The sequence below is a fragment of the Streptococcus mitis genome (assembly GCF_965111725.1).
In the GTDB taxonomy this organism is placed as follows: Bacteria; Bacillota; Bacilli; order Lactobacillales; family Streptococcaceae; genus Streptococcus; species Streptococcus mitis_DV.
The window spans coordinates 1121237-1134319 of sequence record NZ_OZ217341.1 but is presented as its reverse complement, the minus strand read 5'-3'; the positions used below and the strand labels follow the sequence as shown (position 1 = coordinate 1134319).

The following is a 13083-nucleotide window of genomic DNA, read 5'->3' as shown; positions in this document are numbered from 1 at the left end:
ACGAATAAATAGATGAGTAGAAAAAGAAATGGAGTTATTTATGAAAATTACAAACTATGAAATCTATAAGTTAAAAAAATCAGGTTTGACCAATCAACAGATTTTGAAAGTCCTAGAATACGGTGAAAATGTTGATCAAGAATTGTTGTTGGGTGATATTGCAGATATATCAGGTTGCCGTAATCCAGCCGTTTTTATGGAACGTTATTTTCAGATAGACGATGCGCATTTGGAGAAGGAGTTTCAAAAATTTCCATCTTTCTCTATTTTAGATGACTGTTACCCTTGGGATTTAAGTGAAATATACGATGCTCCTGTACTTTTATTTTACAAGGGAAATCTTGACCTCTTGAAATTTCCAAAAGTAGCTGTCGTGGGGAGTCGTGCTTGTAGCAAACAGGGAGCTAAGTCAGTTGAAAAAGTCATTCAGGGCTTGGAAAATGAACTGGTTATTGTCAGTGGATTAGCCAAGGGCATTGACACAGCAGCTCATATGGCAGCTCTTCAGAATGGCGGAAAAACCATTGCAGTGATTGGAACAGGACTAGATGTGTTTTATCCTAAAGCCAATAAACGCTTGCAAGACTATATTGGCAATGACCATCTGGTTCTAAGTGAGTATGGACCTGGCGAACAACCTCTGAAATTTCATTTTCCTGCCCGTAATCGCATCATTGCTGGACTTTGTCGTGGTGTGATTGTAGCAGAGGCTAAGATGCGTTCAGGTAGTCTCATTACCTGTGAGCGAGCAATGGAGGAAGGGCGCGATGTTTTTGCTATACCTGGTAGCATTTTAGATGGACTATCAGACGGTTGCCATCATTTGATTCAAGAAGGGGCAAAATTGGTTACAAGTGGGAAGGATGTTCTTGCGGAATTTGAATTTTAAAAATGACCTAAGCTAGAATTCTGAGAAAAAATCAATTTTTAATAGAAAATGAAGTAAATATCCCCACAATAAAACGCATAGTATCAGGTTTTTCATCACTTGATCTTATGCGTTTTTTCTAAGTGAATAAGTAGAGTGGAGGACTTTTCCCATAGGAAGGAAAGCAATTTAGTGTAATTGAGAAAGGAGAGTTGCTTGTGACTAATCTTGGTCGGCTTACTGTTAGGGGGGCTTATCATCTAAAATCTTGTCGCTAAGGAAAAATAAAGCCTTCAAGAGTAGAGGTTATAAGCGGTTTGTTAAGAAAGAATTCAAAGACCTTGACAGATAAAAATAAAATGGTTATTATAAAAAATGGTCTGAAATTGATGATGATACTTTTCGAAAATCTTTTTCAATCAGCTCAGCTTTGCCTTGCTGTGTTTCGAGCAAGCTACGGTGAGCTTCCGAGTTTGATTTTCATTTACTAGAAATGAAGTTGATGAGAGATAGCAGTAGATATTTGCGTCAGGATGTGATGGAAAATGATAAAAAGACCTCATGAGATTGGCATATTAGGCTACTAAAGCATTGAGTTTGTTAGGATTTTATACTCAATGAAAATCAAAGAGCAAACTAGGAAGCTAGCCGCAGGTTGCTCAAAGCACTGCTTTGAGGTTGTAGATAAGACTGACGAAGTCAGCTCAAAACACTGTTTTGAGGTTGCAGATAGAACTGACGAAGTCAGTAACATCTATACGGCAAGGTGAAGCTGACGTGATTTGAAGAGATTTTCGAAGAGTATTAGTGACTAGTTAGCTAGGAAAGGAAGATATTTGTGACAAATAATAAACTGTATTCGTTGGTAGAATTTAGAAATAAAATATATGAAGAATTAGAACTTTCCAGAAGTGATTTAGCGATTTTGCTATGTGCCATGCTTATCGCCTCTATCGGATTAAATATGGATTCGACTCCCGTGATTATTGGAGCCATGTTAATCTCTCCTTTGATGACACCTATTCTGGGAGTGGGGCTCTCTCTAGCTATATTTGATTTTAAATTGTTAAGAAAATCTTTTAAAATCTTAGCTATCCAAATTCTTGCCAGTTTAATAGCTTCAACACTTTATTTTTATCTTTCTCCCATTTCATATGCTAGTTCGGAGATTGTTGCTAGAACCTCTCCGACTATTTGGGATGTTCTCATTGCTTTTGTAGGAGGGATAGCTGGTATTATTGGTGCTAGGAAAAAAGAGACCAATAATATCGTCCCTGGTGTAGCAATTGCAACCGCCTTGATGCCTCCTCTTTGTACGGTAGGTTATGCTATTGCTTCTGCTAATCTAAAATTTATCATAGGCTCCTCTTACCTATTCCTCATCAATTGTAGCTTTATTGTCATTGCGACTTATATAGGTGTCAGGTTGATGATGGTTAAGAAGCACTATTTTAGAGATAATGAAGAAGACTCTAAAATGCGCAGGATTTTGCTTCTAGTTGCTGTTTTGCTGATGATTCCGAGTTTCATCTCTGCAACGACTTTAGTCAGAGAAACGTTGAAAAAAGAGTCCCTTAATAAATTTATATCAGAGCAGTTTCAGGGCCATAATATTTTGAAAAAAACCTATTCTAAAAAGACTCATACTCTAAAGCTAACCATTTCAGGAAATTATTTGACAGAAGAAGAGCTTGATATGATTTCCAGTAAGAGGGGGGACTATGGTTTAAGTGATGTTTCTGTTCAAGTTTCCCAATTGTCTGATTCAGAACAACTTAGCAAGGAAGAACTGGTAGAATATTTCTTCCAGTATATCAAGGATAAGGAAGCGAAAGAAAAGGAAAAGGCTAATAAATTTGATACAGAGTCCGAGGAGCAATAATTTCTTTAGAATAGCTGGTTTTTCTCGTGAGTCTTCTATGTATATCAAAGGAAGATGCGGTCTTAAGCATAAAACTTTTCTTCTATTATAGTAGCTAAGTCTTGACAGTTATGGCAAAATGGTTTACACTTTATAAAGTTTATTACTTTGAAAAGGTGTGATACTGTGGCTACGGCAACAAAAAAGAAAAAATCAACAGTTAAAAAAAATCTAGTAATCGTGGAGTCGCCTGCTAAGGCCAAGACGATTGAAAAATATCTAGGCAGAAACTACAAGGTTCTAGCTAGTGTCGGGCATATCCGTGATTTGAAGAAATCCAGTATGTCCGTCGATATTGAAAATAATTACGAACCGCAATATATCAATATCCGAGGAAAAGGTCCTCTTATCAATGACTTGAAAAAAGAAGCTAAAAAAGCTAATAAAGTCTTCCTGGCGAGTGACCCGGACCGTGAAGGAGAAGCTATTTCTTGGCATTTGGCTCACATTCTCAACTTAGATGAAAATGATGCCAACCGTGTGGTCTTCAATGAAATCACAAAAGATGCGGTCAAAAATGCTTTTAAAGAACCTCGTAAGATTGATATGGACTTGGTTGATGCCCAACAGGCTCGTCGTGTTTTGGACCGCTTGGTAGGGTATTCGATTTCGCCTATTTTGTGGAAGAAGGTCAAGAAGGGCTTATCAGCAGGGCGAGTACAGTCTATTGCGCTTAAGTTAATCATTGACCGTGAGAATGAAATCAATGCCTTCCAGCCAGAGGAATACTGGACAATTGATGGTGTCTTTAAAAAGGGAACCAAGCAATTTCAGGCTTCCTTCTATGGAGTAGATGGCAAAAAGCTGAAACTGACTAGTAATGACGAGGTCAAGGAAGTTATGTCTCGTCTGACTAGTAAAGACTTTTCAGTGGATCAGGTAGATAAGAAAGAGCGCAAGCGCAATGCTCCATTACCCTATACTACTTCATCTATGCAGATGGATGCTGCCAATAAAATTAACTTCCGTACTCGAAAGACCATGATGGTTGCCCAACAGCTCTATGAAGGGATCAATATCGGTTCTGGTGTGCAAGGTTTGATTACCTATATGCGTACCGATTCGACTCGTATCAGTCCAGTAGCGCAGAACGAAGCAGCAAGTTTCATTACGGACCGTTTTGGTAGCAAATATTCTAAGCATGGTAGCAAGGTCAAAAATGCATCAGGTGCTCAGGATGCCCATGAGGCTATTCGTCCGTCAAGTGTCTTTAATACACCGGAAAGCATCGCTAAGTATCTGGACAAGGATCAACTCAAGCTTTATACTCTTATTTGGAATCGTTTTGTAGCAAGCCAGATGACAGCTGCTGTCTTTGATACCATGGCCGTTAAATTGTCTCAAAATGGGGTTCAATTTGCTGCCAATGGTAGTCAGGTTAAGTTTGATGGTTATCTTGCCATTTATAATGATTCTGACAAGAATAAGATGTTACCGGACATGGCTGTTGGAGATGTGGTGAAACAGGTTAATAGCAAACCAGAGCAACATTTCACCCAACCGCCTGCTCGTTATTCTGAAGCGACACTGATCAAGACCTTGGAGGAAAATGGGGTTGGACGTCCGTCCACCTATGCGCCCACCATTGAAACTATTCAGAAACGTTATTATGTTCGCCTTGCAGCCAAACGTTTTGAACCGACAGAGTTGGGAGAAATTGTTAATAAGCTCATCGTTGAATATTTCCCAGATATCGTAAACGTGACCTTCACAGCTGAAATGGAAGGCAAACTGGATGATGTCGAAGTCGGAAAAGAGCAGTGGCAACGTGTCATTGATGCCTTTTACAAACCATTCTCTAAAGAGGTTGCCAAGGCTGAAGAAGAAATGGAAAAAATCCAGATCAAGGATGAACCAGCTGGATTTGATTGTGAAGTGTGTGGCAGTCCAATGGTTATTAAACTTGGTCGTTTTGGTAAGTTCTACGCTTGTAGTAATTTCCCAGATTGCCGTCATACCCAAGCAATCGTGAAAGAAATCGGCGTAGAGTGTCCAAGTTGTCATCAGGGACAAATCATTGAACGTAAAACCAAACGTAATCGTCTCTTCTATGGTTGCAATCGCTATCCAGAATGTGAATTTACCTCTTGGGATAAGCCTGTTGGTCGTGACTGTCCAAAATGTGGCAACTTCCTCATGGAGAAAAAAGTCCGTGGTGGTGGCAAGCAGATTGTTTGTAGCAAGGGTGACTACGAAGAAGAAAAGATTAAATAAGAAGAGAGTCCTGAAAGTGAATTTCAGGCTCTTTTGGTTGGAACTTGACAAAATTCATCATTTTATGCGAAACTAGAAGAAGATTATTTTATACTCAATGAAAATCAAAGAGCAAACTAGGAAACTAACCGCAGGTTGCTCAAAGCACTGCTTTGAGGTTGCAGATAAGACTGACGAAGTCAGGAACCATACCTACGTCAAGGCGACGTTGCCGCGGTTTGAAGAGATTTTCGAAGAGTATTAACTAGGAGAAGTTATGCGTATTGTTTATCTAATTATTGGTTTTTTATCGCTGGCCTTGGCTATTGTTGGGGTTGTTTTACCCTTATTGCCGACAACGCCTTTCCTTTTGTTGTCTATTGCTTGTTTCTCCAGAAGTTCCAAGCGCTTCGAAGACTGGTTGTATCATACCAAGCTCTATCAAACATATGTAGCTGATTTTCGGGAAACAAAGTCAATTGCGCGTGAACGTAAGAAAAAAATCATCGTTTCTATCTACATCTTGATGGGAATTTCCATTTATTTTGCCCCTCTTTTACCAGTCAAAATCGGTCTGGGTGCTTTGACCATCTTTATCACTTATTATCTCTTCAAGGTTATTCCAGACAAAGAATAAAAAATAGTATCTGTTTTCCTTGATATAAATAAAAGCATATTTACAACAATATGATATAATAAATTTAAAGTAATCTTCAAGGAGAATCAAATGATTTACGAATTTTGTGCTGAAAATGTGACCTTGCTTGAAAAAGCGATGCAGGCTGGAGCTCGTCGAATCGAACTCTGTGATAATCTTGCAGTTGGTGGTACAACTCCCAGCTATGGAGTGACCAAGGCAGCGGTTGAATTGGCAGCTAACTATGATACGACCATTATGACTATGATTCGTCCACGTGGTGGTGACTTTGTCTATAATGATATGGAAATTGCTATTATGCTAGAGGACATTCGTTTAACTGCTCAGGCTGGAAGTCAAGGGGTTGTATTTGGGGCTTTAACTGGTGAGAAGAAGTTGGATAAGCCTAATCTGGAGAAGCTAATTGAGGCTTCAAAAGGAATGGAAATTGTCTTTCACATGGCCTTTGATGAATTGAGTGATAATGATCAACTGGAAGCTATTGACTGGCTCAGCCAAGCTGGTGTCACCCGTATCCTAACTCGTGCTGGTGTGTCTGGCGATTCCTTAGAAAAACGTTTGGCTCACTATCACAGAATTTTGGAGCACGCTAAAGGTAAAATTGAAATCTTGCCAGGTGGGGGGATTGACCTTGACAACCGTCAAACCTTTATCGATCAGCTAGGAGTGGCACAATTGCACGGAACCAAGGTTGTCTTTTAAAAAATAGAAAGGAACTGCTAGCTTTTGGTAGCAGTTTTCACTTATGTTTGAAATTTTTAAATCTTATCAGTTTAATCAAGAAAAGGCTCGTGCCTATGGTTTTGTAAAAAATGGGGAAGTCTGGATTTATAGTTGCCAGATTTTGAAGGGTAACTTTATCATGACAGTCTCCATCACTACTGATAATGTGAGTTTTCAAGTCTTTGACCAGGAAACGGGCGACCTCTATCCTCAAGTCCATATGGAAAGTATGACAGGAAGTTTTGTTGCAAGTGTCCGTGAGGCTTGTCTGGAGATTCTCTACCAGATTCGGAAGGCTTGTTTTGATGTGCAGGATTTTATCTGTCCTCAGACTAAGCGTATCATGGTTCAGGTTCAGGAAAAGTATGGAAATCAGTTGGAGTATTTGTGGGAGAAATCGCCTGATACGGCAGTCTTAAGACACGAAGGCAATAAAAAGTGGTATGCCGTCTTGATGAAAATCTCTTGGGATAAGCTGGAAAAGGGCAGAGAAGATCTAGTGGAAGCAGTCAACCTCAAGCATGACCAAGTAGCGGACCTGCTTTCACAAAAGGGCATTTATCCAGCTTTTCATATGAATAAACGCTACTGGATTAGTGTGGTATTAGATGATACTTTGTCAGATGAAATGGTACTGGAATTGATAGAAAAAAGTTGGAACTTAACCACTAAAAAATGAAACATTTCAAGAATTTTCAAGAACTTTCAATTAGCTAAATATTCTATACTGAAGAAATTTTCAGAAAATATTTGATTTTTTCTTGACAAGTTCTTTTGCCTGTGCTAAAATACTAAACAAGATATCAAACGAAGGAGAAAGTCAAACATGAGAACAGCTAAGTTTAATCAATTTGCTTTGTTGTTGAGGTACTCGGGCTAGTGCAAAAAGCATTAGTCCTGTTTGGCTTACCAAGCGGGAGTAAATCAACATCTCGCTTGGGTTTCTGAGCGAGATGTTTTTTTAAAATCACATTTGGAAAAGGGGAAATCTTATGCGAACAGTTGAATTTCTAGATACCAGCCTTCGGGATGGAGAGCAGACACCGGGCGTTAATTTTTCAATCAAGGAAAAAATTGCCATAGCAAGGCAGCTGGAGAAATGGGGTATTTCAGCCATTGAAGCTGGTTTTCCGGCGGCGAGTCCTGATTCATTCACAGCAGTGCAGGAGATTGCTAAGGTCTTGAAAAAAACAGCGGTGACTGGTTTGGCACGGTCTGTCAAGTCTGATATTGATGCTTGTTATGAAGCCCTCAAGGATGCCAAATATCCACAGGTTCACGTCTTTATCGCTACCAGTCCGATTCACCGAAAGTATAAGCTCAATAAGAGTAAGGAAGAGATTTTAGAAGCTATTAAGGAGCATGTTTCCTATGCCCGTTCTAAGTTTGAGATTGTCGAATTCTCTCCTGAGGACGCGACCAGAACAGAGTTGGATTTCCTCTTGCAAGTTGTTCAAACAGCGGTTGATGCAGGTGCATCTTATATCAATATCCCTGATACGGTAGGATTTACCACACCAGAGGAATACGGAGCTATCTTCAAATACTTGATTGAGAATGTCAAGACGGAACGTCAGATTGTCTATTCGCCTCACTGTCATGATGACCTCGGAATGGCAGTAGCTAATAGCCTTGCTGCTGTCAAGAACGGAGCAGGACGTGTCGAAGGAACCATCAATGGTATCGGGGAGCGAGCTGGTAATGCTGCTTTGGAAGAAATTGCAGTTGCCCTCAATATTCGTCAAGATTACTATCAAGCAGAAACCAGTATTGTTCTAAATGAGACTATCAATACGTCAGAAATGGTTTCACGCTTCTCAGGAATTCCAGTTCCTAAAAACAAGGCTGTGGTCGGTGGCAATGCCTTTTCTCACGAATCTGGTATTCACCAAGACGGAGTCCTTAAAAATCCTCTTACTTATGAGATTATCACCCCTGAATTGGTTGGTGTTAAGAGTAATAGTCTTCCGCTTGGAAAATTGTCTGGTCGCCATGCCTTTGTCGAGAAACTGAGAGAATTGGCCTTAGACTTTACAGAAGAGGACATCAAACCACTCTTCTCTAAGTTCAAGTCACTGGCCGACAAGAAACAAGAAATCACAGATGCAGATATTCGTGCGCTAGTAGCTGGAACTATGGTTGAAAATCCAGAAGGCTTCCACTTCGATGATTTACAACTGCAAACCCATGCGGATAATGACATCGAAGCACTCGTTAGCCTAGCTAATATGGAAGGTGAGAAAGTCGAATTTAATGCGACAGGGCAAGGTTCTGTTGAAGCTATCTTCAATGCTATCGACAAGTTCTTCAATCAATCCGTTCGCTTGGTGTCCTACACTATTGACGCTGTAACGGATGGAATCGATGCCCAGGCTCGGGTTTTGGTCACTGTTGAAAATAGAGATACAGAAACCATCTTTAATGCAGCAGGTCTTGATTTCGATGTGTTGAAGGCTTCAGCTATTGCCTACATCAATGCCAATACCTTTGTTCAAAAAGAGAATGCTGGTGAGATGGGACGTTGTGTTTCCTATCGTGATATGCCTAGTGTGTAAAGGAGAAGGCTATGACAAAGAAAATAGTAGCTCTAGCAGGGGACGGAATTGGCCCAGAAATCATGGAGGCTGGTTTAGAAGTTCTGGAGGCTCTAGCTGAAAAAACAGGTTTTGACTATGAGGTTGACAGACGACCCTTCGGAGGTGCAGGTATTGATGCAGCAGGGCATCCCTTACCTGATGAAACCCTCAAGGCATGTAGAGAAGCAGATGCCATTCTCCTAGCGGCTATCGGTAGTCCCCAGTATGATGGGGCAGCGGTTCGCCCTGAACAAGGCTTGCTGGTTCTCCGTAAGAAACTCAATCTCTATGCTAATATTCGCCCTGTAAAAATCTTTGACAGTCTTAAGCATTTGTCACCACTCAAACCGGAACGAATTGCTGGTGTAGACTTTGTCGTGGTGCGTGAGTTGACAGGCGGGATTTACTTTGGAGATCATATCCTTGAAGAACGCAAAGCGCGTGATATCAACGACTACAGCTATGAGGAAGTGGAGCGAATTATTCGCAAGGCCTTTGAAATCGCAAGAAATCGCAGAAAAATCCTTACTAGTATCGATAAGCAAAATGTGTTGGCAACATCAAAACTCTGGAGAAAAGTGGCTGAGGAAGTCGCGCATGATTTTCCAGATGTAACCTTGGAACACCAATTGGTGGACTCAGCTGCCATGCTCATGATTACCAATCCTGCCAAGTTTGATGTCATCGTGACAGAGAATCTTTTCGGAGATATTCTCTCTGATGAATCAAGCGTCCTATCTGGCACACTTGGAGTTATGCCATCAGCCAGTCATTCTGAAAATGGACCAAGTCTCTATGAGCCCATTCACGGTTCAGCTCCTGATATTGCTGGTCAAGGAATTGCAAATCCTATCTCCATGATTTTATCAGTTGCCATGATGTTGAGAGATAGTTTTGGACGTCATGAGGATGCGGAGCACATTGAACGTGCTGTTGAGGCAAGTTTAGCGGCTGGCATTTTAACAAGAGATATAGGTGGACAGGCTTCGACTAAGGAAATGACAGAAGCCATTATTGCAAGGTTATGAAGTTAGACGAAAAAATTACTCTAGTCCTTTTGATTTGGAATGTCATGGTTTTCTTGATTTATGATATTGACAAATCTAAGGCTAGGAGAAGAGTTTGGCGCATCCCTGAGAAAATCTTACTCATTTTAGCCTTTACTTGTGGTGGTTTTGGTGCTTGGCTAGCAGGAATCATTTTTCACCACAAGACTCGAAAATGGTATTTTAAAACAGTTTGGTTTCTTGGGATGATGACCACACTAGTAGCCTTATATGTTATTTGGAGGTAATGGATGGCAGGAAAATCGATTTTTGATAAATTATGGGACCGCCATGTCATCACAGGAGAAGAGGGGCAGCCCCAACTCATGTATGTGGATCAGCACTATATCCACGAAGTGACCAGCCCTCAGGCTTTTCAAGGATTGCGAGATGCAGGTCGCAGATTGAGACGGCCAGACTTGACATTTGGTACCTTTGACCACAATGTACCAACGGTCAATATCTATGATATTCGAGATGTGATTTCTAAAGCGCAAATTGATAAGCTAGCTGAGAATGTTGAAGAGTTTGGCATTGAGCATGCGGCCCACGGTTCTGAAAAGCAGGGAATCGTTCATATGGTTGGTCCAGAAACAGGACGGACCCAACCAGGAAAATTCATCGTTTGTGGAGACAGTCATACGGCAACCCACGGGGCTTTCGGAGCTATCGCCTTTGGAATTGGGACCAGTGAAGTTGAGCATGTTTTTGCTACCCAGACCCTCTGGCAGGTCAAACCCAAGAAAATGCTGGTAGAATTCACAGGAGTTCCTCAAAAGGGAGTTTATTCTAAGGATTATATTCTCGCCTTGATTGCCAAGTACGGCGTTGCCTGTGGTGTTGGCTATGTGGTGGAATATCGGGGACAAGCGATTGATGCACTAAGCATGGAAGAGCGCATGACCATCTGCAATATGTCCATCGAGTTTGGATCTAAGATGGGAATCATGAATCCAGATCAGACTACCTATGATTATCTCAAGGGACGCGAGTGTGTTCCAGAGAATTTCGAAGAGGCTGTGGCGGATTGGAAAACTATTGTCAGTGATGAGGATGCCGTTTATGATAAGGTTATCCGGATGGATGTCTCTGACTTGGCTCCTATGGTAACCTGGGGAACCAATCCTGCTATGGGTGTTGACTTTGACAGTAGATTCCCAGAAATTAAGGATATGAATGATGAGCGCGCTTATAATTACATGGACTTGGAGCCTGGTCAAAAGCCAGCAGATATTGAATTAGGCTATATCTTTATAGGTTCATGTACCAATGCTCGTCTCAGCGACTTGCAGCTGGCTGCGCGATTTGTCAAAGGGAAGAAGATTGCTCCCAATCTAACAGCAATCGTAGTACCAGGCTCTCGTCCTGTTAAACGAGCTGCGGAGAAATTGGGTTTGGATAAAGTTTTCCTAGATGCTGGCTTTGAGTGGAGAGACCCAGGTTGTTCTATGTGCCTAGGAATGAATCCGGATAAGGTTCCTGATGGTGTCCACTGCGCCTCAACCAGCAACCGCAACTTTGAAGACAGACAGGGATTCGGTGCTAAGACCCATCTCTGCAGTCCAGCCATGGCAGCGGCAGCAGCTATCGCAGGGCGTTTCGTAGATGTTCGGCAAATGCCAGAAGCCCAGTAAGGAGAGGATATGGAGAAATTTACAGTTTATACGGGAACGACCGTTCCTCTCATGAATGATAATATCGATACCGATCAAATCCTACCTAAGCAGTTTCTCAAGTTAATAGATAAGAAAGGCTTTGGTAAGTACCTCATGTACGCTTGGCGTTATCTGGATGACAAGTACACTGAGGACCCAGACTTTGTCTTTAACCGACCTGAATATCGGAAAGCCAGTATCCTCATCTCAGGTGATAACTTTGGGGCAGGTTCTTCGAGGGAACACGCAGCTTGGGCTTTAGCGGACTATGGTTTTAAGGTCGTGATTGCAGGGTCTTTTGGGGATATTCATTACAATAATGAACTCAATAATGGCATGTTGCCTATTGTTCAGCCCAGAGAGGTTCGAGAGAAACTAGCCCATTTACAACCAAGCGATCTGGTAACTGTGGACTTGGAACAACAAAAAATCATCTCACCAGTTGGAGAATTCATTTTTGAAATCGATAGTGAATGGAAACACAAGCTCTTAAATGGTTTGGATGATATCGGTATCACTTTGCAGTATGAAGATTTGATTGCTGCTTATGAAAAACAACGACCAGCCTACTGGCAGGATTAGAAGAAAAATAGAAAAGGAAATATAGAACTATGACAAAACACATTCAATGGAACGGAACACTTTCACAAGAAGGCTATGACATTTTAAAAGATGAGGGCGGATGTATCGTTTGCCCTACAAAAGTTGGTTACATTATTATGACTAGCGACAAGGCAGGACTTGAGCGCAAGTTCGCAGCTAAAGAGCGTAACCGTAACAAACCAGGTGTTGTTCTCTGCGGTAGCATGGATGAGCTTCGTGCTTTAGCACAACTCAATCCAGAAATTGAAGCCTTCTACCAAAAACATTGGGATGAAGATATTCTTCTTGGTTGTATCCTTCCTTGGAAACCAGAAGCCTTTGAAAAACTCAAAGCATACGGGGATGGTCGTGAAGAACTCATGACTGACGTGCGTGGTACTAGCTGTTTCGTCATCAAGTTTGGGAAAGCTGGTGAACAATTGGCTGCCAAACTTTGGGAAGAAGGAAAGATGGTCTACGCCTCATCAGCTAACCCATCTGGAAAAGGAAACCGTGGTAAGGTAGAAGGAATCGGAGAACGCATCGAAGGAGCAGTGGACCTTGTCATTGAAGCAGACGACTATGTGGCATCTATCCAACCTGACAAAACGATTGAAACTCGCTACGAACAGGGTGTGATGGTGTCTATGGTTGATAAAGACGGCAAACTCATTCCAGAACAAGGAGGAGCACGTTCAACCTCACCAGCACCAGTTGTGATCCGCAAAGGGCTTGACATTGATAAGATTATGATGCACCTGTCAGATACCTTTAACTCATGGGATTACCGTCAGGGCGAGTATTATTAATATTTAAAAGAAGTCTAGTGTTATGAGACATTGAAGCTCCTGACACTGGACT

At 41.4% G+C, this 13083-nt stretch carries 14 protein-coding genes; all 14 read left to right on the top strand.

Annotation, left to right across the window (positions count from 1 at the left end; genetic code table 11):
* Positions 1–40 precede the first annotated feature (40 nt).
* Complete coding sequence (gene dprA, locus ACLV7Q_RS05620; protein ID WP_218757321.1) at positions 41–889, top strand: DNA-processing protein DprA; 849 nt, start codon at positions 41–43, stop codon at positions 887–889.
* Between the two features lie 596 nt (positions 890–1485).
* Complete coding sequence (locus ACLV7Q_RS05615; protein WP_031222468.1) at positions 1486–1638, top strand: hypothetical protein; 153 nt, start codon at positions 1486–1488, stop codon at positions 1636–1638.
* Positions 1639–1706: 68 nt separating this feature from the next.
* Positions 1707–2750, top strand: coding sequence for a TIGR00341 family protein (locus ACLV7Q_RS05610; protein ID WP_050083959.1), 1044 nt, complete (start codon positions 1707–1709; stop codon positions 2748–2750).
* Positions 2751–2915: 165 nt separating this feature from the next.
* Positions 2916–5003 carry a type I DNA topoisomerase gene (topA, locus tag ACLV7Q_RS05605; RefSeq protein WP_166736708.1) on the top strand — a complete coding sequence of 696 codons (2088 nt, stop codon included), beginning with the start codon at positions 2916–2918 and terminating at the stop codon, positions 5001–5003.
* Positions 5004–5100: 97 nt separating this feature from the next.
* On the top strand, positions 5101–5247 hold the full coding sequence (locus ACLV7Q_RS05600; RefSeq protein ID WP_023940225.1) for a hypothetical protein: 147 nt from the start codon (positions 5101–5103) through the stop codon (positions 5245–5247).
* A gap of 12 nt (positions 5248–5259) precedes the next feature.
* A complete protein-coding gene (locus ACLV7Q_RS05595) occupies positions 5260–5619 on the top strand; it encodes a YbaN family protein (protein WP_218757320.1) in 360 nt (119 codons plus the stop codon).
* Positions 5620–5709: 90 nt separating this feature from the next.
* Positions 5710–6342, top strand: coding sequence for a copper homeostasis protein CutC (locus ACLV7Q_RS05590; protein ID WP_218757319.1), 633 nt, complete (start codon positions 5710–5712; stop codon positions 6340–6342).
* A gap of 43 nt (positions 6343–6385) precedes the next feature.
* Positions 6386–7042: an MmcQ/YjbR family DNA-binding protein gene (locus tag ACLV7Q_RS05585; protein ID WP_218757318.1), complete on the top strand. Its 657-nt coding sequence runs from the start codon at positions 6386–6388 to the stop codon at positions 7040–7042.
* A gap of 313 nt (positions 7043–7355) precedes the next feature.
* Positions 7356–8918 (top strand): 2-isopropylmalate synthase, encoded by a 1563-nt coding sequence (locus ACLV7Q_RS05580; RefSeq protein ID WP_218757317.1) that lies wholly within the window; start codon positions 7356–7358, stop codon positions 8916–8918.
* Between the two features lie 11 nt (positions 8919–8929).
* On the top strand, positions 8930–9967 hold the full coding sequence (leuB, locus tag ACLV7Q_RS05575) for a 3-isopropylmalate dehydrogenase (RefSeq protein ID WP_218757316.1): 1038 nt from the start codon (positions 8930–8932) through the stop codon (positions 9965–9967).
* Positions 9964–10233, top strand: coding sequence for a DUF1294 domain-containing protein (locus tag ACLV7Q_RS05570; protein WP_218757315.1), 270 nt, complete (start codon positions 9964–9966; stop codon positions 10231–10233). The genes leuB and ACLV7Q_RS05570 overlap by 4 nt, the downstream gene beginning before the upstream one ends.
* A 3-nt stretch (positions 10234–10236) precedes the next feature.
* On the top strand, positions 10237–11619 hold the full coding sequence (gene leuC / locus ACLV7Q_RS05565; RefSeq protein WP_218757314.1) for a 3-isopropylmalate dehydratase large subunit: 1383 nt from the start codon (positions 10237–10239) through the stop codon (positions 11617–11619).
* A 9-nt stretch (positions 11620–11628) separates the two neighbouring features.
* Positions 11629–12222 (top strand): 3-isopropylmalate dehydratase small subunit, encoded by a 594-nt coding sequence (gene leuD / locus ACLV7Q_RS05560; RefSeq protein WP_173217802.1) that lies wholly within the window; start codon positions 11629–11631, stop codon positions 12220–12222.
* 29 nt (positions 12223–12251) lie between these two features.
* Positions 12252–13031 (top strand): L-threonylcarbamoyladenylate synthase, encoded by a 780-nt coding sequence (locus tag ACLV7Q_RS05555; RefSeq protein WP_173217804.1) that lies wholly within the window; start codon positions 12252–12254, stop codon positions 13029–13031.
* Positions 13032–13083: the final 52 nt, after the last annotated feature.